This is a genomic window from Micromonospora parastrephiae (assembly GCF_016802865.1).
Lineage (GTDB): Bacteria > Actinomycetota > Actinomycetes > Mycobacteriales > Micromonosporaceae > Micromonospora > Micromonospora parastrephiae.
This window is the reverse complement of sequence record NZ_JAEVHM010000013.1, coordinates 43,232-64,150: the sequence shown is the minus strand read 5'-3', so window position 1 is coordinate 64,150 and position 20,919 is coordinate 43,232. Positions and strand designations below refer to the sequence as shown.

The following is a 20,919-nucleotide window of genomic DNA, read 5'->3' as shown; positions in this document are numbered from 1 at the left end:
TGGCCAGTGACTATCAGGCCAACCTGCAGCGTTTCGCTGATCTGGGTGTCGATGTGCAGATCACCGAGTTGGATGTGATGACCGGTGGTAACCAGGCCAACATCTTCGGTTCGGTCACCCGCGCCTGCCTGGCCGTCTCACGCTGCACCGGCATCACCGTCTGGGGCGTACGGGACAGCGACTCCTGGCGAGGATCGGACAACGCCCTGCTGTTCGACCGGTCAGGTAACAAGAAGCCCGCGTACACCGCGGTCCTCGACGCCCTCAACGCCGGCTCCAACCCGCCCTCCACGCCCCCGCCGGGGACCCCGGTGGACACCACCGCCTGGTACGTGCTGGTGAATCGGAACAGTGGCAAGGCCCTCGACGTGTACGAGCGGGCGACCACTGACGGCGCACGGATCACGCAGTGGGCCCGGAACGACGGAGCGTGGCAGCAGTGGCAGTTCGTGGACTCGGGTGGTGGTTACTACCGCCTGAAGTCCCGGAACTCCGGCAAGGTGCTGGACGTCTACAACTTCTCCACCTCTGACTCCGCGGCGATCGTGCAGTGGAGCGACGGCAACGGTACGAACCAGCAGTTCCGGCTCGCCGAGTCGACCGGCGGTTACGTACGGGTGATCAACCGCAACAGCGGAAAGGCCGTCGAGGTGCAGGGCGCGTCCACCGCCGACGGGGGGAACGTCGTGCAGTACACCGACTGGGGTGGCAACAACCAACAGTGGCAGCTGGTCCGCATCGGGTAGCTGCCCGTCACGTGCGGCACAGCGAAATCGCACGGCGGTGGCGCGGACGCACTCGTCCGCGCCACCATCGTCGCTTGCCGCCTCCCGTTCTCGGCCGTGTCTCAGAACCCGCGTACGGAACTCGTCAGGGGCGCATGTGACGATGCCTACATGGAACGGACGCTGAGTCGACGGGCGGCCTCGGACGCGATCAGCGACCAGGGATGGCGGTATTTGCTAGGCGCGTTGCGCACGTCGGTCCCCGTCGGCTCAATGGTCCAGGCAACCGAGGTGGCGGCGCGCGTGGTGGCGGCGTGCGGTAGCGACGCCGATAGGCGCCTACGCGCTGATATCCGGCCAGACCGGGTCGTCTTGACCCTTCAGCCGTTGGATCAGCCGGCGCTTACCGCTTGCGATATCGACCTTGCGCATCGGCTTTCCGCCGCCCTGCGGAACGTCGGGCTACGGACGGAGCCTGAGATCGGTACGGGAGTGCCGCGGTCGGTCCAGATTGTGGAGATCGCTGTCGACGCGCTCGACATCGCAGCGATTCGGCCGTTCTGGAAGGCCGTGCTGGGCTACACGGACGAGGCGGGAGCCGACGGGCCCAAGGATCCGATCGTCGACCCGGTCGGGCAGGGTCCGGCGATGTGGTTTCAGCAGATGGATCAGCCACGCCAGGACCGGAACCGCATCCACCTCGACATCTGTGTCCCACACGACGAGGCACCACGGCGGATCGAAGCCGCGCTGACGGCCGGTGGCCGACTTGTATCCGCGTCCCATGCTCCCGCCTTCTGGGTTTTCGCCGATATCGAGGGTAACGAGGCTTGTGTGACGACCTGGCAGGGCCGAGACGACTCGTAGAGCCGCCCCGGATACCGTCGATCAGCTGTCGTTCCGTCCATTTGGGCGGACGTCGTGACTGACGCCCGACGGGCAGCAGTGGTTCCAGTACCGCTCACCCGCTGTCTACCGATCAACGACACGCCAACAGCCCAAAACTTTGACTGGCCGGTCAGCCCGTCCCGGGTGGGCTCGCCGTGGCGCCACCGCCCACATCGTCGCGATCAACGAGTGGCTCCGAAACCGCGTCTGAAGCACGCCCTTATAGTCGTGCGGTGAACGCGGAGCAGGTCCGGCAGGCGTACTCATCGGTCGCGGAGCTCTACATCGAGCTGTTCGGTACGAGCGAGCAGGTGCACGCCGACGACCTCGCCTTCATCCGGCGGCATCTGGCGGGCGGATCGGGGCCGGTGCTCGATCTGGGCTGCGGGCCCGGCCACATCACCGGCTACCTTCGCTCGCTGGGCGTCGACGCGACGGGAATCGACATGGTCCCCGAGTTCGTCGCCTACGCGCGGAAGGCCCACCCGAACGGTAGGTACCAACTCGGGTCCATGGACAACCTCGACGTCGTCGACCACAGCGTTGCCGGCATCCTTGCCTGGTACTCGTTGATCCACCTTCCGCCGCAGGACCTCGACGGCGTGCTCGCTCGGTTTCGCCGAGCAGTGGTCCCGAGCGGGACGGTGGTGATCGGTTTCTTCTACGGGGACGAGGTCTCCGCCTTCGACCACAAGGTCGTGACCGCCTATCGCTGGCCCGTGGATGAGTTTTCGGCGCGACTGACACGAGCCGGGTTCACCGAAGTCGAGCGCCTGCAGCGGCCGAGCGATGGCACCCACCGGCCGGTCGCCGCCATCGCGGCGGTCGCGACCGAAGGATGATCGGGGCGATGGCGTCGACCGTTCGCTGGCTGCCGCCTATCGGCTGACGGGCGGATCGGTGAGACGATATTTCCACGATGTGGTTACTGGCCGGACGCCACGTCCGCTGGTGGCATCCTGTCTGGGGAGCATGGTCGCCTGATCGCCGTTCTCCTGCCCGCGCCACGCACACGGTGCGCCAACGATCGGAGCAACAGCCCATGAGCGGCTCACGGATTCTCGCGCTCGGCCACTACCAGCCGGCCACCGTGCTCACCAACGACGACCTGGCCCGCATGGTGGACACCAGCGACGAGTGGATCCGCAGCCGGGTGGGGATCCGTACCCGCCGCATCGCGGACAAGACCGAGTCCGTGGACCTGATGGCGACCCAGGCGGCCCGGCACGCCCTGGAAAACGCCGGCGTGCGCGCCGCGGACGTCGACTACGTCCTCGTCGCCACCTGCACGGCCGAGGACCGGTCGCCCAACATCGCCGCCCGAGTGGCCGCGCAACTGGGTCTGCCGAGCCCCGCGGCGCTGGATCTCAACGTTGCCTGCGCCGGTTTCACGCACGCCCTCGCCACGGCCGACCACGCCATCCGCGCGGGAGCGGCCAGCACCGCGGTCGTCATCGGTGCGGAAAAACTGTCGGACTGGACGGACTGGACCGACCGGAGCACCTGCGTCCTCATCGGTGACGGGGCGGGAGCCGCGGTCCTCACCGCCGCCGACCAGCCGGAGGTCGGGCCGGTGGTGTGGGGTTCGGTCCCGGAGATGTCCGACGCCGTCCGCATCGAGGGACGCGACGGTATGTTCCAGCAGGCGGGGCAGACCGTGTTCAGGTGGACGACGACAGCCCTGCCCCGCATCGCCATCTCGGTCTGCGAGCGTGCCGGTATCGACCCGGCGGAACTGGCGGCGATCGTCCCGCACCAGGCCAACCTGCGCATCGTGGAGCCGCTGGCGCGGCGGATCGGCGCCGAGAACGCGGTGATCGCCCGGGACGTCGTCGACTCGGGCAACACCTCGGCCGCCAGCATCCCACTGGCGCTGTCCAAGATGGTGGAGCGCGGTGAGATCCCCTCCGGAGGCTGGGTCTTGCTGTTCGGCTTCGGCGGGGGCCTGTCCTACGCCGGCCAGGTGGTGCGCTGCCCCTGATCAGCCCCACGGGGTCGCCGGTCCCGCCCGGTCACAGCTGGGCGATCACCATTGGCCTGGGCGATGAGGGCGTCGTCGTGGGTGACGTCCCTCTCGTCGCGGTTGGATTGCACGGCGAGGACGATCGGGGCGCGATCCGGGGGCCAGATCACGGCGATGTCGATGCGGGTGCCGTACCCGGCGGTGCCGGTCTCGGGAACCGCACGACATCCAGAGCCGCCCGGAATCCGGTCCTCTACTCGACGGTCTTCTTCCGGGACATCGACAACATCCGGCGTGAGGGTGTCGCGTTCGGCGTCTGGGCCGTCGCGAACGACGAGGCACCCGCCGGGGCGGCGGGCGGAGACGGCAACCACAGCATCGCCCGCGGCATCCAGGGTACGTACGAGCGGGACTGATGATTTCGAGGAGTGAACATGGCCAAGGTTCTGATGGTGTTGACCTCGCACGACCAGTTGGGTGACACCGGACGCAAGACCGGCTTCTGGCTCGAGGAACTGGCCACGCCCTATTACCGGTTTCGGGACGCCGGATGGGACGTGACCCTCGCATCGCCGCACGGCGGGCGGGCGCCCCTGGACCCGAAGAGCACGGAGCCGGATTTCCAGACGGATCAGACCCGCCGGTTCGAGGCGGACGCCGAGGCGGAACGCCAGCTCGGTTCGACGGTACGGCTCGACTCGGTATCCGCCGACGACTTCGACACCGTCTTCTACCCCGGCGGCCACGGCCCCCTGTGGGACCTCGCCGAGGACGACAACTCGGTCAAACTGATCGAGCGAATGGTGGCGGCGGGCAAGCCGATCGCGCTGGTGTGCCACGCGCCGGGCACGTTGCGGCACTGCACCGCGCCCGACGGTGAGCCGCTGGTCGCTGGCAGACGGGTCACCGGATTCACCGACAGCGAGGAGGAGTACATGGGCCTGACGAAGGTCGTGCCCTTCCTCGTCGAGGACGAACTGGTCGCCAAGGGAGCCGAGTTCTCCAAGGCCGGCAACTTCGAGCCGTACGTGGTGACCGACGGGCTGCTCGTCACCGGTCAGAACCCGGCCTCCTCAGGTCCGGCCGCGGACGAACTGATCGCCCTGGTCGGCCGGACCGGCGGGTAGCTCCGGTCACCTCCGTCCGGCGGGGACCACGACGAGGGCCCGCCGGACGGATCCGGCCCCTTGACGTCGCTGGTTCGAGCGGCGCGTACAGAGATCGCTACGTGGCTGTTCAGTGCGTCACGTCATCCTGCTCGAAGCAGGAGGGCCACGCTCGGCGCGGCGGCCCCGCGGAAGCGGTGTGGCGTTCGGCCCGCCACGAGGGACAGAGGAATCCGGTGTCCGGTCTCGCATTGGTTGTCGCGGTTGGTGTCGCCATCCTGGTGGGCACGGGTGCGGCCCGTCGTCTCCGGGTCGCGCCACCGGTGCTGCTTCTGACCGCCGGTGTTCTCCTCGGGTTCGTGCCCGTACTGCGCGGGGTGCACCTGCCACCCGAGGCGGTCCTTCTGGTGTTCCTCCCGGTGTTGCTGTACTGGGAGGCGTTCTCATCCTCGTTGCGCGAGATCCGCAGAAACCTCCGGGTCATCGTGCTGCTGAGCACCTTCCTCGTTGTCGCGACCGCGGCCGGTGTGGCGGTCGCCACGCACGCACTCGGGCTGGCCTGGGGGCCGGCGTGGGTGCTGGGTGCCGCGGTGGCTCCGACCGACGCGACGGCGGTCGGGGTGCTGGGCCGGATGCTGCCCCGTCGCATCGCGACCATGTTGCGTGCGGAGAGCCTGGTCAACGACGGCACCGCGCTGGTGATCTACACGCTCGCGGTCGGGATCACCCTCGGCGAGGAACACCTGAGCGTGGGTCGGGTCGCCGGCCTGTTCGCGTTCTCGTACCTCGGCGGCATCGCGGCCGGCCTGGCGGTCACGTTCCTCGCCCTGCAGATCCGCCGCCGGCTGGCCGACCCGTTCCAGCACAACCTCCTCGCGCTGATGACCCCACTGACCGCCTACCTGATCGCGGAGGCGGCCGAGGTGTCCGGTGTCCTCGCGGCCGTGGTCAGCGGACTCTGGGTGGGTCGGGTCTCGCCACGCCTGTTCCCCGGTAACGCCCGCCGCTACGTCCAGACCGTCATGGGTTTCCTGACCACGCTGGCCAATGCGGCTCTGTTCGTGCTGGTGGGCCTGGAGGCGCAGTCGGCCGTGCGCGGGCTGGACAGCATGGGGCTGACCCACGGCATGTTCGTCGCGGTCGTGGTCTGCGCGGTCATCGTCGCGGTGCGGTTCGGCTGGCTGTTCACGAGCCCGTACCTGATCCGGGCGATCGACCGCCGCCCACAGCAGCGCGGTCGACGGCTGAGCGGGCGGCCTCGGGCGCTGATGTCGGCGGCCGGTTTCCGAGGCGCGGTGTCGATGGCGGCGGCGCTGGCCGTACCCCATGCTCTTCCGTCCGGGGCGCAGTTCCCGGACCGGGACCTGATCGTCTTCGTCACGGCCGTCGTGATCGCCGTGACTCTGCTGCTCCAGGCGCCGCTGATGCCCCGGGTGACGCGGTGGGCCGGGCTGGGCGCCGACGGGGAGGCCGAGCGGGAACGCCGGCGGGCCGAGATCGCGTCGATGGACAACGTTCTGTCGTCCCTGCCGGAGATGGCCGCGAAGCTCGGCACGGGCGACGATGTGCAGAAGCAGTTGCGGACGGAGTACGACCGGCGCCTGCGCGTGCTGCGCGCTGGTGACGCCGACTCCGGTCCCGACGAGTCCGCGACCACCTATGAGCAGCAGTACACGGACCTTCACCTGGCGGTCATCGACCACCGTCACGACACCGTCGTGCGGATGCGCGACGAGGGCGAGATCGACGACGAGGTGCTTCGCCACGTCCAAGACGGCCTCGACCTCGAACACGTCCACATGGCCCAGCGGCGCGACAACGACACCCGCGCCAACTAGGCCGGGCCGGTCGTGACATCTGATGTATGTGCAGGGGCTGCGGCCCCGGCGTGAGTCGATTCTGGCACCAGCCCGGTCAATTGAACCAGTACGTAGCAGGCCCTTTCCTGGCTTGTGCTGGTCAATGCTGCGGTCGATAACTTGGGGTTAAGCAATCGACCATTGCCTATCTTGTGCCTCCGGGGTAACCTTCGCGAAACACATCAGATGTCTGACCGCCTGTGGGCTGCTCATGGCCCCTGTGGCGACGTAGTGGTTGGCACCACCGAGCGGATCCCACTGTGGACTCTCATCCTTGTCGCGCCTGGGGTGGCCGGATCGGTCACCGTTTGGAGGATCGATGTCAGACCTGACCCGACGGCAAGCCCTGAAGATGGGCGCAGCCGGCGCGGGCGGCGCCCTGCTGCCGCTGCCGTGGACCGCGGTGGCCCGAGGTGACTCTGCGGCACCACCGGCGGTGTTGGCCGCCGGCGACTTGGCTCTCTGGTACGACGAGGCAGCCGGCACCGACTGGCTCCGGGCGCTACCGATCGGAAACGGCCGGCTCGGCGCCATGGTGTTCGGCAACGTCGACTCGGAGCGACTACAGCTCAACGAGGACACGGTCTGGGCCGGCGGACCGCACGATCCCAGCAACACCAGAGGTGCGGGAGCGCTGGCGGAGATCCGGCGGTTGGTCTTCGCGAACCAGTGGACCCAGGCTCAGAACCTCATCAACCAGAACATGCTCGGCAACCCCGTGGGGCAGCTGGCCTACCAGACAGTGGGCAACCTCCGGCTGACCTTCCCCACCTCGGGTGCCGCGTCACAGTACGACCGGCAGCTGGACCTCACCACCGCGACCACGTCGGTGACGTACGTGATGAACGGTGTCCGCTATCAGCGTGAGGTGTTCGCGAGCGCGCCGGATCAGGTCATCGCGATGCGGCTGACCGCCGACCGGACCGGCTCGATCACGTTCACCGCCACCTTCGACAGTCCGCAACGGACCTCGGTCGCCAGTCCGGACGGCACCACCATCGCACTCGATGGTGTCTCCGGTAACCAGGAGGGGATCAACGGTTCGGTCCGCTTCCTCGCGCTGGCCAACGCCACCGTCAGCGGCGGCACCGTCTCCAGTTCCGGCGGCACCCTGCGGGTCACCAACGCCACCAGCGTGACCCTGTTGATCTCGATCGGCTCCAGCTATGTCAACTACCGCAACGTCGGCGGCGACTACCAGGGCATCGCGCGCCGGCACCTCACCGCCGCCCGGGCCAGTAGCTATGACCAGTTGCGCAGCCGGCATGTGGCCGACTATCAGGCGCTGTTCGGCCGGGTCAGCCTGGATCTGGGCCGCACCTCCGCCGCCGACCAACCCACCGACGTCCGGATCGCGCAGCACAACAGCGTCAACGATCCACAGTTCTCCGCGCTGTTGTTCCAGTTCGGCCGGTACCTGCTGATCTCGTCGTCGCGGCCCGGGACCCAGCCGGCCAACCTCCAGGGCATCTGGAACGACTCGTTGACCCCGTCGTGGGACTCGAAGTACACGATCAACGCCAACCTGCCGATGAACTACTGGCTGGCCAACTCGACGAACCTGTCGGAGTGTCACCAGCCGGTGTTCGACATGGTCAGGGACCTCGCGGTGGCCGGCACCCGGACGGCTCAGGTGCAGTACGGCGCGGCAGGTGGCTGGGTCACCCACCACAACACCGACGCGTGGCGGGCCACGTCGGTCGTCGACGGCGCGTTCTGGGGCATGTGGCAGACCGGCGGCGCCTGGCTGAGCACCCTGATCTGGGACCACTACCTCTTCACCGGGGATGTGGAGTTCCTGCGGGCCAACTACCCCGCCATGAAGGGCGCCGCGCAGTTCTTCCTCAACACCCTGGTGACCGAGCCGACCCTCGGCTACCTGGTGACGAATCCGTCGAACTCGCCGGAGCTCAGTCACCACACCGATGCCAGCGTGTGTGCCGGCCCGACCATGGACAACCAGATCCTGCGCGACCTGTTCGACGGCTGCGCCCGGGCCAGCGAGATCCTCGGCGTCGACGAGACCTTCCGTGCTCAGGTCAGGGCAACCCGGGACCGGCTCGCCCCGATGAAGATCGGATCTCGGGGCAACATCATGGAATGGCTCTACGACTGGGTGGAGACCGAGCGGACCCACCGGCACATCTCGCACCTGTACGGGCTGGCCCCCAGCAACCAGATCACCAAGCGCGGAACCCCGCAGCTGTTCGAGGCCGCGCGTCGGACGCTGGAGCTGCGCGGCGACGACGGGACGGGCTGGTCGCTGGCCTGGAAAATCAACTTCTGGGCGCGGATGGAGGAAGGCAAGCGGGCCCACGACCTGATCCGCTATCTCGCGACACCCGCGCGGCTCGCGCCCAACATGTTCGACCTGCATCCGCCGTTCCAGATCGACGGCAACTTCGGCGCCACCGCCGGGATCGCGGAGATGCTGCTCCAGAGCCACACCGGCGAACTGCACATCCTGCCCGCGCTGCCGGCGGCGGCCTGGCCGAGCGGACGGGTGACCGGGCTACGGGGACGGGGCGGGCACACCGTCAGCATCACCTGGAGCGGTGGGCAGGCGACCGAGGTGCTTCTCCGGCCGGACCGCGCGAGCACCGTCCGCCTGCGTGGCCGGCTGTTCACCGGCACCTACTCCGTCGTCGACACGGCCGACGGTACGCCGGCCCGGACCACCCGGATCGAGACCGATCTCATCGAGGTCACCGTTCAGGCCGGGCGTACGTACCGGGCCACCAGCTCGGGCGCCAGCGTGCCGACGCTCGAGCAGAGCTTCAGCAACGCGGGCATCACCAACGACACCAACACCGGCGTCGGCAACCTCGACGGCAACGGGGCCACGCTCTCCGCGCAGGCTCTCGCCCAGGCCGGTGTCACCGCCGGCAGCACGGTGAGCAGCAACGGGGTCAACTTCCGCTGGCCCAACGTCAGCCCGGGCGTGGCCGACAATGCCATCGCCTCGGGGCAGTCGATCAGCGTCACCGGCACCGGACGAACGCTCGGGTTCCTCGCGACCGGCACCTACGGTGCCGTGTCGGGCACCGCCGCGGTGGTCTACGCCGACGGCACCCGCCAGACGTTCACGCTGAGCACCCCCGACTGGTACGGGGGACCACATGCCGGTGGTACCGCCGCGATCGTGACCGCGTACCAGAACCGGCCCGGCAACCAGCGCCAGGCAACGGCCGCCTGCATCTACTACGTCGGGGTGACGTTGCAGAACAAGGCGGTGGTCCGGGTCGAGTTGCCGAACATCAGCGCGCGGCCGGCGTCCGGTGTGCCGACCATGCACGTCTTCGCGATCGCGATCGGTGCCTGACGGCGTCCGTCGGCATCGGGAGGTCAGCCAGCCCCGCTCGTGTCCCGACCCGGACCCGAGCGGGGCTCGCCGGTCGCCCAACCCCTGCCGGTCGCCAGGCGGTGCCGGGTGCCCGATCTCGGTGAGACCCGTCCGACATCGTCATCACGAGCGTCGTGGCGCGGTGCTGTCCCGAACGACGAGAGCACCTTGACGAGCGGCTTCCCATCCACAAAAGTCCATGGCACAGAGGTTGGTGCGCCGCCGGGAGCCCGGTGCGCCAGCCGGGTAACTGTGGACGCCGGCACGGGTGCGAGAGGGCTGCGCCCTGTTAGCGCTAACAGCAGTGCCTTCGCCCTCGACCTGATCGAGGTGCCGGCACGGCCCGCGGCGGTCGGTCCCACCCCTGGCGCAGTCGTGGACGGACGCCATTGTCGTTCTCATGCGTGGCGCCTGGCAACGCATCGTGCGTCACCCCCCAACCTCAGGAGAAGGCTCTATGAGGAGACCCGGAGTTTCCAACACCGCCCTGCTGTCGGCCGGAGCCGTCCTGCTGGCATCGACCGCGGTGGCCGCGTCGGTGCCGGCCCAGGCCGCAGCCGCCGGCTGTGCGGTGGACTACAGCGTCTCGTCGCAGTGGCAGGGCGGCTTCGGCGCGAACGTGACCATCACCAACCTTGGTGACGCGGTCAACGGCTGGACGTTGACCTGGTCCTACAGCGCCGGGCAGACCGTCACGCAGGCCTGGAACGCGACGCTGACCCAGAGCGGTGCCGCGGTCACCGCCAAGAACGTCGGTTACAACGGCGCCATCGCGACCAACGCCACGGCCTCGTTCGGCTTCAACGCGTCATGGACCGGCAGTAACCCCGCTCCGACCAGCTTCGCGCTGAACGGCGTGGCCTGCACCGGAGGCACGACGCCGACCACCCCGCCGCCCACCACCCCGCCGCCCGACCACCCCGCCCCCGAACCGGGCCGGCGGACATCACGGTGAACGGCAACACCCGGTACCAGACCGTCGACGGGTTCGGGGCCGCGCAGTCCATCTGGGGTAGCGCCTGGTCGACGGCCGAGACGCAGACGCTGGTCGGGATGGGTGCCAACCAGTTGGGTCTGTCGATCGTGCGCACCGGCCTCTCGCCGGTGTCCAGTGAATGGTCGACCCATGTGAACTCGTTGAAGACGGCCAAGTCATCCGGATCGGGCGTGAAGATCCTCGCCTCGCCCTGGACGGCGCCGGCCGCGTGGAAGACGAACAACAGCCGGGTCAACGGCGGCAAACTGAAGACGGACTACTACGACGACTACGCGAACCATCTGAACAGTTACGTCCAGTACATGCGTAACCAGGGCGTGACCGTCGACGTCACCTCCGTGCAGAACGAGCCGGACTGGCACCCGGACTACGACTCGATGGACTGGAGTGGCACCGAACTCCGAAACTTCGTTCGTGACCAGGGAACGAAGGTGCAGAACACCAGGTTGATGGTCGCCGAAGCGGTGAACATGAACTACAACTTCACCGATCCGACCCTGAACGACGCGACCGCCCGCAACAACATCGGTTACATCGGAGGCCACCTGTACGGCACCGAGGACGCGGGCCGGCTGAGGCCGTACTCCCTGGCCGACCAGTACAACAAGCCGGTGTGGATGACCGAGTGGAACTACCACGAGGCCGACGGCAGCGGCTCCAACATCTGGGGCAACCCCAGCAACCTGGCGGTCTGGAACGAGACGCTCGACGACATCATGCGTACGGTGCACAAGTCGATGGAGTCCAACTGGAGCGCCTACATCTGGTGGTACGGCAAGCGCTACTACTCCTTCATCGGCGACGGCGAGTCGGCGTACGGCACGGTCGCGGGCGCTCCGCTGAAGCGGGGGTACGCCTTCTCGCAGTACTCCAAGTACGTCCGCCCCGGCTACCAGCGGGTCGCCCTGACGAAGAGTTCCAAGGCCTCGCCGCTGGAGGTGACCGCCTATCAGGGTGACGGGAAGATCACCCTGGTCATCCTCAACCGGTCGAACAGCGCGGTCAACAACGCCGTGATCCAGGCGCCGCAGAACGTCAGCCGGGCGGAGCACTACCTCACCTCGCAGAACGCCAACGCGGCCAGCCAGCCGACCAGCGTGAACGGCGGACAGGCCACCATCAACGTCGGCGCACGCAGCATCTCCACGGTCGTGTTCACCCTCTGAGAGACCTCGCCGATACCGGTCGGGTGTGTGGGTGTGATTCGTCGTTCGCACCCACGCGCCCGACCGGCTGGCGCGGCGTCGTTCCCGACCGGCGGGCAGCATCCGGACCGTCCTGGCCGGGACCGCCGCCCACGCCTCAGTCGGGTCGGGTCACGCGGGTGGCGATGTCCTGCAGGGCCGCGATGTGGGCGCTCAGGGCGGACCGGCCGGCCGCGGAGAGGTTGATCCAGGTCCGGGGGCGCTTACCCACGTAGCCCTTGCGTACCTCGACGTAACGCGCGGGGACTGGGGTCGGGACGGATGGGCCGTGCGGCCCGGTGCGGGCGAGCTGAGCGAACTCGGCGGCCCGCACCGGCCGGAGATCGTCGTCCGGGGCGCGGAGGTGGGCGGGGCGCTGGGCGCCTTCCTGTTCCATCACGGCGTCATCGCGGAGAACCCTCCTCAGGCGCACCACGACTTCATGAAGATCGCCTACGTCCTCCAGGGGCGGTACGACTTCCGCGTGGGCGACGCCGAGTTCTCCGGTGGACCGGGCACGATGGTCGTCGTCCCCCGGGGCGCCTATCACACGTCGTCACCCCGACGGGTGGCAAGCGGCTGTTCGTGAGCGCGCCGGCCGGCAACGAGCAGCTCTTCGAGGAGCTCGGCAGCCTCGGCCCGAACCCCACTGCGGAACAGCTCGCCGAGATCGACCAGCGCTTCGCCACCACCAGGCTCCCGGGCGACGAGGGTGGCCCCTGGCGTCAGCTGTGCGACGGCGGGCGCCAGGCGCGGCCCGCTCGCCGCTCATCCGGCGATGCCGTGGTACCTCTCCCTCCCACATCCCGGACCAGCATTTAGTGAGGGTCATCGATATTGACGCCGGACGTCGGCGGCGACAGGATCTCGGCACCACCACCGTGATCCCGTCTGGGAGGCGTCATGACCCGTCCCCGCCTGCCGCTCCTGCGGGCAGTCACCCGGTTGGCCGCACTCACCGCGGCCACCGTCGGCGTGCTGCTCACCGTCGCCACACCCGCCAGCGCCGCCGTGCCCACCGGCCGCTACGTCGCTCTGGGTGACTCGTACACCGCTGGTCCGCTGATCCCCACGCAGGTCGACCTGAACTGTCTGCGGTCCAACCGCAACTACCCATCCCTGGTGGCCGCGTCCGCCGGCTCGTCGTCGTTCGCCGACGTGAGCTGCTCCGGCGCCACCACGGACGACATCCTCTACGGCGGCAGCGGCCAGTTGGGCATCACGGTGCCGCCGCAGCTCAACGCGGTCACGTCGAACACCGCACTGGTGACGGTGCAGATCGGCGGCAACGACATCGGGTTCTCCGGCATCATCAGCGACTGTGCGGAGGCCAGCCTCAGCAGCCCGCTCGGGTCGCCGTGCAAGGACCGGTACACCGCCGGGGGCGTCGACCAGTTGCAGGCCCGGATCGCCGCCACCGTGCCGAAGGTGACCAGCGTGCTGCAGGGGGTCCGCAGGGCCGCGCCGGGCGCGCGGGTCGTGGTGCTCGGGTACCCGGCGATCGTGCCGGACACCGGATACGGCTGCTGGCCCGTCGTCCCGATCGCCTACCAGGACGTGCCGTATCTGCGCGGCGTCGAGAAGTCGCTCAACGCGATGCTGGCCAGCACCGCGGCCGCCAACGGCGCCACCTACGCCGACGTCTACACCCCGTCGATCGGCCGCGACGCGTGCAAGAGCAGCGGCACCCGGTGGGTGGAAGGGCTGGTACCCCAGAACTCGGCCGCCCCGTTCCACCCGAACGCCCGCGGTGAGCAGGGTATGGCCACCGCCCTGATCGCCAGGCTCAACAGCTGACCAGACCCGAGATCGGCTGGGCCGGCCCCGTCGCGCGGCGGGTCGGCTCAGCCTGGGCCGGCGGCTCGTCCGCCGGGAAGCCGTCACGTCGGCCGGCCTGGCGGAACACGGCCCCGGTCAGGAGATCGCAGACGGCAGGGTGTCCATGAAGGAGCTGACCGAGAACACGGCTCGACCTGGCCCGGCGGGGCCGTATCCCGGCGGGCTGAAGAGGCCGTGGGCGTCCATGGTCGCTCGGTAGACCTCCAGCAGGCGGACGTGGTATTCGAGCGGGGCGCCTTCGGGGTTGGCGCGGCCGAGCGGCGTGGTCGGCTCCGGGCACCAGGTGGTGAACCGCGGGGTGATGCCACGCGACATGAAGTATTCGAGCCCTTCCGCGGTGGAGTCGATCGCCTCGCCCACGTTCGTGAAGCCGTGCGGGGCGGCCATCTCGACGCCCGCCACGAAATTCGGGATCACGTTGCGCGGGCCGAACACCTCGGCGGAGTCGAGGATGCGGCGATGCCACTCCTCCCGGCCGACGTAGCGCTCCTTGCCCGGGCAGTACAACTCGAACAGCCGCTTGTCCCACACCTCGTAGTTGGGGTGGTAGATGCGGATCCCGTAGTCGTGGAATCGTTGCACGTCGGCTCGGGGGAGTGCCTGGGCGACGACCTTTCCGATCCACCGCCCCGGGAACCGTTCCTCGATCGCCTGCGCGTACTGGCCGTAGAAGTCCGCCTCGGCCAGCCCGCCGACGTGCGAGGTGATGCTGCCACCGGTGAGGGTGTACGCCTGCGAGGCCCGCTCGGTGTCGTGCCGGTCGATGATCTCCAGAGCCTCCAGCACCTCGTCGACGGGTTTGACGCCGGTGTAGGGACGACCAGCCTGCTTGTGCTGTCGCCAGTTGTGGTTGATGTCGCAGTACTGGCATTCCTCTTTCGCCCCGAAGTACTGGCAGACCCGGAACGCGGTCAGGTAGATGAGGTAGCCCCACTGGATGGTCGGGGCGACCTCCATCACCGATTTCCCGTTGGCGAGTGTGTGCCGGTAGTAGCTCGGCATCGGAGGTAGTCCGACGTCCGCGATCGCCCGTCCGTCGAGGAACAGGCGCAGCCGTCCGTCGCTGTCGGTGCGGACGCGGTACGGCGATCCGGGGTTGGTGCGGACCGAGACGACGGTGCGGCGCAGCTCGTACGGCCCTCCGGTGAGGACGACCTCCTCCGGCGGCCGGCGCAGCGCGGCCGTCCCCAGCTCCGGGAGCGTCCGGTGATCGAACGAGAAGATGAAGTACGACTTCGGCTTGACGGTGCCGTTCTCGTTGTCGGTCAACGCCGCGTCGTCGAAGGCGAGCCCGCCGCGCAGCAGGTCCTCCTTGATGACCGCCTCGCGTGGCACCTGCGGAAATCGACTCATCAGGTCTTCGACGAGGTCGGTGCGCGACGTCATGCGGTCCTCCCGATCGGGGTGTGCTGAACCGGGTGGCAGAACGCCACCCGGTCTCGACGGCTCAGCCCTGCTTGGTCTCCCAGAAGATCTTCGAGATCTCCTCGATCTTCGCGAGCAACTGCTCCGCGACGGCCGGGTCCGCGACCCCCTTCGCGCCGCCGGCGCCGGCCAGCTTGGTGGCCTCGTTGAAGAGGCCGTGCAGCTGCGGATACTTCTCGAAGTGCGGTGCCTTGAAGTAGTCGGTCCACAGGACCCAGAGGTGGTGTTTGACCAGCTCGGCCCGCTGCTCCTTGATGATCAACGACCGAGTGCGGAACTCCGGATCGTCGTTGGCCTGGTACTTCTCGCAGATCGCCTTGATCGACTCGGCCTCGATGCGGGCCTGCGCCGGGTCATAGACGCCGCAGGGCAGATCGCAGTGGGCGCTCACGACGGTGCGTGGGCGCAGAAGGCGTGGCAGGTGCATCAGATTCCTTCCAGCAGCGGACAACCTCTGTGGATCCCTCAGCAACGTGATCCACGGCGGAGGTTAAAACCTCAACCGCGCTTCATGTCAACCTCGTCGTCGGCATGCCGCACGCCGATTGTGCCGCTCCTGCGCCGGTCAAGGCTGCCGCGGGCCCGTGTGAGAATCGTCGCCGTGACGACCCGCATGCCGCGCGAGCACGGCATGCGGGTCGAGTCGAACCGCACACAGCGCGGCGGACCCGGGTGACCGGCGCCCAGTGGTACGCGCCGTTGATCTGACGCCTCCGCCGTGTGCCGCTACCGGATCGGCTCGCCTCGGCTCTCGACGTGGAAGTAGTCGAACGTGACATCGAGATCGGTGGAGGTCCCCGCCCGGTTGAAGGCCAGAAGTCCGGCCTTCGTCGGCTCGGCGCTCAACGTCGTGGCGCCGATGTAGCGGTAGACGCTTCCGTCGTTCGAGTAGTAGGCGCGGTAGTGGTCTCCGGTCTTGGTGAGTCGGAGCCAGACGGCACCGTCGGCCCCGACGATCCGCTGGGCGTCGGCGCCGGTGATCTCCAGCGTCGAGGCGACGCCGTTCTGCTCCCGCAGGAACACGACCCGTAGCTTGTTGATGGCCGCGGTCGCGCTGCCCATCTCCCAGGCGAGCTTCACGTAGTTGTCGTCGTCGGCGTAGGCGAGGACGCCACCCTGCTCGTTGTCGTTGGCGAGCGGGCGTGCGAAGACGACCCTGGACTCGGCCGTCCAGTCACCGTCGACGTCCTGGAGCGCGAGGTTCTTCGCGGTGTTCGCACTGCCCTGCAGGTCGCCCTGCTGCGCGGTGATGACCAGGGACCCGTCGGCCAGACGCCACCTGCTCTCGTCCGGACGTACCCACTGCCACTGCGGCCCGAGCGCGGTCGAGTCGAAGTCGTCGCTGCCCGTGATCGTGGTGTTCAGGTCCACGAGGTAGACGGACGACGCGGCGCCGATCGTGACGCTGACCCGCGCCTGCCCGGTGGCGCTGCCCGCCTGCTCGACCGTGACGGTGGCCGCCGGATCGGCGGCGACGGCAGTGACCGTCGGCACGGTCACCGTGCCGGCCGGTAGGAGGGCGTTGTAGCGCAGGACCTTCGGCGAGAAGGAGGCCAGGCGCTTGCCGTTGACCGCCAGACTCCTGAGCGTCGTGTCGCTGACCAGGTCGAAGACGTAGTTCTTCACGAGAGGGCCGAAGAAGCCCTCCGTGGTGACCTTGACGACCGCCCGCCCGGGGACGCCGGCCGCCTGGGAGACGATCTCGTAGCGGGCGTTCCGGTCGGCCGTCCGCACCCGGGTGATCGTCGGCGACGCCCCCGCCGGCACCGGGATGGTGTACGAGTCGTCCGACAGGTTGAAGCCGCCGAACTCCTTGCCACCCACGACGATCTTCGCGGAGAGTGGCGCGTCGTCCACCGGGACGTCCCGCCCGCTGAACTCCTTCCAGTAGTTCACCGAGGTGTCCCGCCAGTCGGCGCGTCCGCCTCGTGGACGGCCAGTTTGGCGCGTACCTCCCCGAACCGGCGCGCGTCGATGTCGGTCCGGAGCGTCTCCCAGGTCTCCCGCATCCAGGTCACGTACTGGACGCCCATCTGGTAGCGGTAGACCAGTTCGTCCCAGAACGGCCGGCCGCTGTCCATCCGATGACCCCACGGCACATGGTGGAACCACATCAGCAGGTTCTCCGGGACGGAGTCGATGTCCCCGTAGCGCCGTTGGAGTCTGGGGAAGTACTGGGCGGCCAGGTTGCTGCCGGTGGGGGAGCGGTCGAAGCCGAGGCCGGCGCTGTCGGCCTTGTTGTAGTAGACCGGGCTCCAGTCGTCGCGGCCGGCCCAGTCGGCGGGGTCGGGGCGGTAGTGGGCGCCCTCGGCGAACTGGTGACCGATGCCCAGCGGTGTCTGGTAGCTGACCAGCGCCTCCCACGAGCCCATCATCATCGTGCGGATGGTGTCGACGACGCGCCGGTCGTTGCTCCAGGTCATCCGCACCCAGTCGGTGGCGATGTCCGTCGAGTCGAGCGTCCAGTTCCACGCCTGGCGGCCGAAGGCGAAGAGGTTCGCCTGGGAGAAGTGGTGTCCGGTCAGGTTGTCGGCGTTGCCGAGATTGGCGACACCGACGATGGCGGTGTCCGGATGGTGCTGCGCGCTGCCGTCGACGATGTTGCCGACCAGGCGCTCGCGCAGCAGCTTTCCGTTCTCGTCGGTCGCGTACGTGTCGGTCTTGAGGACCTCCTCGTACATCGGACCGAGGTACGTCAGCATCCAGTTCTGGCCGGTGTACTCCTGGGTGACCTGAAGCTCCAGGGCCTGGTTGGTGTTCTCCATCCGGCCGAACATCGGGTGGATGGGCTCCCGGGCCTGGAAGTCGAGCGGCCCGTTCTTCGTCTGGAGGAACACGTTGTCGGCGAAGCGTCCCCTGGTGCCGTCCGGTTGGACCTCGTCGTCGATCGGCCCGAACTCCAGATAGGCCCGCTTGAGCCGGTCGTTGTCGACCTCGGCGTTGTAGACGAACGTCCGCCAGTGCACGGTCATCCCGAGCGGGGCCACCGCGGCCGCGATGCCGTTGGCGCCGTCGCCGTGGTCGTACCCGAAGTCCTGCGGTCCCGGTTGGCCCTCGGAGTTGGCCTTCACGGTGAAGCCCATGAAGTCCGGGATGGCGCTCTGGACCTGCTGGGCCCGGCGGGTCCACCAGCCCCGGAACTCGGTGCCGTAGGGGTCGAGCTGGCTGTTGGTCAGCGTGTCCGGCGCGAACCGGCTGTCCGTGGGGGCGGTGTAGCGGATGGACAGGCCCAGTCGGATGCCGTACGGGCGCAGGGCGTCGGCGAGGGCCGCCTCCTGCGCGATCCGAGCGCTCGTCAGGTAGGCGTTGTCGGCATTGACGTTGTTGATGGTGATGCCGTTGATGCCGAGGGAGGCCAGCGCCCGTGCCATCACGATGTAGCGGTCGAGGATGACGGGCAGATTCCGGCCGGCGCTGGCCCCGGTCGCGGCGAAGTTGAAGATCGCCCCGCTCTCCCCGTTCAACCCGCCGAGCCCGGAGGCGTTGTTGCCGGCGTACAGGCGCTCGGTCTCCCAGTTGTTCAGCAACCGGTGCTTGATCTTCGGTGAGTCGGCGATGCGGAGGTGGTCGACGGGCTTCTGCGTCTGCATGAGCCGCAGGAAGGCGAAGGTCCCGTACAGAGCGCCGAGGTCGGAGTTGCCGGCGATGACGGTGAACCGTGCCCTTCCCCTGGACACCGAGCGGACGAGGTAGCCCTCGTCGCCGACGGCGGCCAGGTCGCGGGCCGATACGGCGCGGCGTACCAGCGGTGAACTCGCGGGCGTCCCCACCACCACCGAACCGTCTCGGACGGTGCCCGCGCCGGCCGTCGTCACGGGGGTCGGTTGGCCGAGCATCCCGCCCAGGCCGCGTACCAGCTCGTCCCGAGCGGCGCCGAGTGTGGTCTCCACGAGCTTCTCTGTGGACCCGGGCGCCATCGTGAGGTCCGCCGTGTGCCGGTGGACCCTGTCCGCGTCGGCGTTCTCGACCACGATCGCCGTGACCGTACGTCGGTAGTCGCGGAGCAGCTTCGCGTCGCTGACCGGCACGTACCGCAGCCACAGGTCGGAGCCGCTGTAGTCGTCCGGTGACCCGGCCGCGGCGACCGGCGTCGTGGCGACCGCGAGGGTGGCCGCGACCGTGGCGAGCGCCGTGCCCAGCACGACGAGAGTGCGTCGTAGCCGGGGCACCGAACCTCGGATCATCGCCTTCTCCTCCCTCGTCCGCCGCGGCGCGGCACCGGCCCGTCTCGCCTGCTGCGACGACAGTGAATGGCTCGGCCGATGCTGGCCCGGGACTCGCCGTGGTGGCAACGAGTTGTCGTTTCTTGTCGCGCCGTGTGCGTGGGGGACGTCAGGGCGTCACGACAGGCGCGCCGCCGGATTGGGCCTGGGCCGCTGGCGTACCCAGGGCGATCGAGCCCGACCTGGGCTCGGGTTGCGGGTGGCCGTCGAGCGGCGGATCACGAGGCGTACCGGCAGGACCATCGGTCGGCCGGTGTGCCCGTGGGCTCCCCGGATCATCGTGAGCAGGTGCCGGGTGGCGGCCGAACCCTCGGCGTAGAGCGGCGCCGCGACCGTGGTCAGTCCGGGCGTGACGATGTCGGCGGCGGGGATGTTGTCGAAGCCCACGATGCTGACGTCGCCGGGCACGTCGACGCCCATCCGGTTGAGACCGCGGATGAGGCCGATCGCCATCTGGTCGTTGAAGGCGAGGACGGCCGTCGCCGGGCGTGCGAACAACTCGACGGCCGCCCGCTCGCCACCCTCGATCGTCGGGCTGAACGGACCGATCTGGCGCACCTTGATCTCGAGCTCCATGCCCGCCTCGAGCAGCGCCCGCCAGCGGGTCCCGTTCGGCCAGGACGCCTGCGGCCCCGACACGTAGGTGATGTGGTCGTGTCCCAGCTCACCGAGGTGCTCGGCGACCCGGCGCACCCCGCGCGGATTGTCCGTGACGACGCAGGGCACGTCGCTGATCGCGCGGTTGAGGACCACCACCGGCCGTTGCTTGGCGAACATCCGGATGGCCGAGTCGGACATCCGGCTGCTGGCCAGCACGATCCCGTCGACGGTCGACATCGCCCGTTCGATCGCGGCCCGCTCCAGGCGGTCGGACTCCTGGGCGTCGATCAGCACCGTGGTGTATTCGCCGCTCATCGCCGCCTCCTGCGCCCCGCGGACGATCTCGGCGTACACCGGGTTGGTGATGTCGGCGATGACGAGCGCGATCATGTGCGTGCGGGACGTGGTGAGTGCGCGGGCCAGCGGGTTGGTCCGGTAGCCCAGCCGCTCGGCGACCTGCCGGATCCGTTCGGCGGTCTCGGAGTTGACCCGGCTGGGTTTGGAGAAGGCGCGGGACACCGTGGACGGTGAGACGTTGGCTTCGGCCGCGACGTCGTAGATCGTGGCCCTCTTGTCCGGCGGGCTGGTGTGGTCGGGCATCGTCATGCTCCCCCCGGCTACGCGCCGTGATCATGCTATGACGCCGGTGGGTGCTCGGCAACGCCCAGGCAACAATCATCTTCGATCAAGGCATTTGCGCGAGGCAATACATGGCAACCCGTTGCCGTCGTGCCGTGCCGGCTGTCTCAATCGTCACGGATGGCACA

At 68.7% G+C, this 20,919-nt stretch carries 17 protein-coding genes and 1 pseudogene; 11 read left to right on the top strand and 7 right to left on the bottom strand.

The features are described from left to right. From JNW91_RS33840 to JNW91_RS05300, 4 genes are all read left to right on the top strand, one after another. Nucleotides 1-746 (top strand): RICIN domain-containing protein (locus JNW91_RS33840; RefSeq protein ID WP_203173809.1); only part of this gene is annotated, 746 nt, incomplete at its 5' end. Nucleotides 747-896: 150 nt separating this feature from the next. Then, nucleotides 897-1,592 carry a VOC family protein gene (locus JNW91_RS05310; protein WP_203173808.1) on the top strand — a complete coding sequence of 232 codons (696 nt, stop codon included), beginning with the start codon at nt 897-899 and terminating at the stop codon, nt 1,590-1,592. A gap of 254 nt (nt 1,593-1,846) precedes the next feature. Then, a complete protein-coding gene (locus JNW91_RS05305; RefSeq protein ID WP_203173807.1) occupies nt 1,847-2,455 on the top strand; it encodes a class I SAM-dependent methyltransferase in 609 nt (202 codons plus the stop codon). A gap of 200 nt (nt 2,456-2,655) precedes the next feature. Next, nucleotides 2,656-3,594: a beta-ketoacyl-ACP synthase III gene (locus JNW91_RS05300; RefSeq protein WP_203173806.1), complete on the top strand. Its 939-nt coding sequence runs from the start codon at nt 2,656-2,658 to the stop codon at nt 3,592-3,594. On the opposite strand, the pseudogene JNW91_RS05295 reads toward JNW91_RS05300, so the two are convergent. After that, a pseudogene (locus tag JNW91_RS05295) lies at nt 3,564-3,788 on the bottom strand (hypothetical protein); the annotation flags it as partial. The gene JNW91_RS05300 and the pseudogene JNW91_RS05295 sit on opposite strands and share 31 nt — an antisense overlap. Nucleotides 3,789-4,010: 222 nt before the next feature. Here JNW91_RS05295 and JNW91_RS05290 point away from each other — a divergent pair. The 5 genes from JNW91_RS05290 (at nt 4,011) to JNW91_RS05275 (ending at nt 12,047) form a co-directional block, all read left to right on the top strand. Further along, nucleotides 4,011-4,703, top strand: coding sequence for a type 1 glutamine amidotransferase domain-containing protein (locus JNW91_RS05290; protein WP_203173805.1), 693 nt, complete (start codon nt 4,011-4,013; stop codon nt 4,701-4,703). A gap of 230 nt (nt 4,704-4,933) precedes the next feature. Beyond that, nucleotides 4,934-6,520 carry a Na+/H+ antiporter gene (locus JNW91_RS05285; RefSeq protein WP_238424391.1) on the top strand — a complete coding sequence of 529 codons (1,587 nt, stop codon included), beginning with the start codon at nt 4,934-4,936 and terminating at the stop codon, nt 6,518-6,520. Nucleotides 6,521-6,860: 340 nt separating this feature from the next. Beyond that, nucleotides 6,861-9,863 carry a glycoside hydrolase family 95 protein gene (locus tag JNW91_RS05280; protein WP_203173803.1) on the top strand — a complete coding sequence of 1,001 codons (3,003 nt, stop codon included), beginning with the start codon at nt 6,861-6,863 and terminating at the stop codon, nt 9,861-9,863. A gap of 478 nt (nt 9,864-10,341) precedes the next feature. Continuing rightward, on the top strand, nt 10,342-10,839 hold the full coding sequence (locus tag JNW91_RS33835; RefSeq protein WP_407664260.1) for a cellulose-binding domain-containing protein: 498 nt from the start codon (nt 10,342-10,344) through the stop codon (nt 10,837-10,839). Continuing rightward, the gene (locus tag JNW91_RS05275) at nt 10,836-12,047 is read left to right on the top strand and encodes a glycoside hydrolase family 30 beta sandwich domain-containing protein (protein WP_407664259.1); all 1,212 of its coding nucleotides are present in this window, start codon (nt 10,836-10,838) and stop codon (nt 12,045-12,047) included. The genes JNW91_RS33835 and JNW91_RS05275 overlap by 4 nt, the downstream gene beginning before the upstream one ends. A 136-nt stretch (nt 12,048-12,183) precedes the next feature. On the opposite strand, the gene JNW91_RS05270 is transcribed toward JNW91_RS05275, so the two are convergent. Continuing rightward, on the bottom strand, nt 12,184-12,462 hold the full coding sequence (locus JNW91_RS05270; RefSeq protein ID WP_203173802.1) for a transcriptional regulator: 279 nt from the start codon (nt 12,460-12,462) through the stop codon (nt 12,184-12,186). Between JNW91_RS05270 and JNW91_RS05265 the strand changes: the two genes are divergently transcribed. Then, nucleotides 12,355-12,654, top strand: a complete 300-nt coding sequence (locus JNW91_RS05265) for a cupin domain-containing protein (RefSeq protein WP_309244244.1) — start codon at nt 12,355-12,357, stop codon at nt 12,652-12,654. The two genes, JNW91_RS05270 and JNW91_RS05265, sit on opposite strands and share 108 nt — an antisense overlap. Before the next feature lie 314 nt (nt 12,655-12,968). After that, the gene (locus tag JNW91_RS05260) at nt 12,969-13,862 is read left to right on the top strand and encodes an SGNH/GDSL hydrolase family protein (RefSeq protein ID WP_203173800.1); all 894 of its coding nucleotides are present in this window, start codon (nt 12,969-12,971) and stop codon (nt 13,860-13,862) included. Nucleotides 13,863-13,979: 117 nt separating this feature from the next. Here the strand turns inward: JNW91_RS05260 and JNW91_RS05255 are convergent, their stop codons facing one another. The 5 genes from JNW91_RS05255 to JNW91_RS05235 all read right to left on the bottom strand — a co-directional run bounded on the left by JNW91_RS05255 (nt 13,980) and on the right by JNW91_RS05235 (nt 20,752). Further along, nucleotides 13,980-15,290: a radical SAM protein gene (locus tag JNW91_RS05255; protein ID WP_203173799.1), complete on the bottom strand. Its 1,311-nt coding sequence runs from the start codon at nt 15,288-15,290 to the stop codon at nt 13,980-13,982. Between the two features lie 61 nt (nt 15,291-15,351). Further along, nucleotides 15,352-15,756 carry a superoxide dismutase, Ni gene (gene sodN, locus JNW91_RS05250; protein ID WP_203173798.1) on the bottom strand — a complete coding sequence of 135 codons (405 nt, stop codon included), beginning with the start codon at nt 15,754-15,756 and terminating at the stop codon, nt 15,352-15,354. 299 nt (nt 15,757-16,055) lie between these two features. Next, nucleotides 16,056-17,225: a beta-xylosidase family glycoside hydrolase gene (locus JNW91_RS33450; RefSeq protein WP_203173797.1), complete on the bottom strand. Its 1,170-nt coding sequence runs from the start codon at nt 17,223-17,225 to the stop codon at nt 16,056-16,058. After that, nucleotides 17,222-19,513 carry an alpha-glucuronidase family glycosyl hydrolase gene (locus JNW91_RS05240; RefSeq protein ID WP_203173796.1) on the bottom strand — a complete coding sequence of 764 codons (2,292 nt, stop codon included), beginning with the start codon at nt 19,511-19,513 and terminating at the stop codon, nt 17,222-17,224. Before JNW91_RS05240 ends, JNW91_RS33450 begins: the two co-directional genes overlap by 4 nt. Before the next feature lie 156 nt (nt 19,514-19,669). After that, nucleotides 19,670-20,752, bottom strand: a complete 1,083-nt coding sequence (locus JNW91_RS05235; RefSeq protein WP_203173795.1) for a LacI family DNA-binding transcriptional regulator — start codon at nt 20,750-20,752, stop codon at nt 19,670-19,672. Nucleotides 20,753-20,919 lie beyond the last annotated feature (167 nt).

Excerpts from the sequence above, each read along its gene's own strand:
- JNW91_RS05310 (WP_203173808.1), top strand. The coding sequence starts at position 897 with ATGGAACGGACGCTGAGTCGACGGGCGGCCTCGGACGCGATCAGCGAC.
- JNW91_RS05300 (WP_203173806.1), top strand. The coding sequence starts at position 2,656 with ATGAGCGGCTCACGGATTCTCGCGCTCGGCCACTACCAGCCGGCCACC.
- JNW91_RS05290 (WP_203173805.1), top strand. The coding sequence starts at position 4,011 with ATGGCCAAGGTTCTGATGGTGTTGACCTCGCACGACCAGTTGGGTGAC.
- JNW91_RS05280 (WP_203173803.1), top strand. The coding sequence starts at position 6,861 with ATGTCAGACCTGACCCGACGGCAAGCCCTGAAGATGGGCGCAGCCGGC.
- JNW91_RS33835 (WP_407664260.1), top strand. The coding sequence starts at position 10,342 with ATGAGGAGACCCGGAGTTTCCAACACCGCCCTGCTGTCGGCCGGAGCC.
- JNW91_RS05270 (WP_203173802.1), bottom strand. The coding sequence starts at position 12,462 with ATGGAACAGGAAGGCGCCCAGCGCCCCGCCCACCTCCGCGCCCCGGAC.
- JNW91_RS05260 (WP_203173800.1), top strand. The coding sequence starts at position 12,969 with ATGACCCGTCCCCGCCTGCCGCTCCTGCGGGCAGTCACCCGGTTGGCC.
- JNW91_RS05255 (WP_203173799.1), bottom strand. The coding sequence starts at position 15,290 with ATGACGTCGCGCACCGACCTCGTCGAAGACCTGATGAGTCGATTTCCG.
- sodN (WP_203173798.1), bottom strand. The coding sequence starts at position 15,756 with ATGCACCTGCCACGCCTTCTGCGCCCACGCACCGTCGTGAGCGCCCAC.
- JNW91_RS05240 (WP_203173796.1), bottom strand. The coding sequence starts at position 19,513 with ATGATCCGAGGTTCGGTGCCCCGGCTACGACGCACTCTCGTCGTGCTG.
- JNW91_RS05235 (WP_203173795.1), bottom strand. The coding sequence starts at position 20,752 with ATGCCCGACCACACCAGCCCGCCGGACAAGAGGGCCACGATCTACGAC.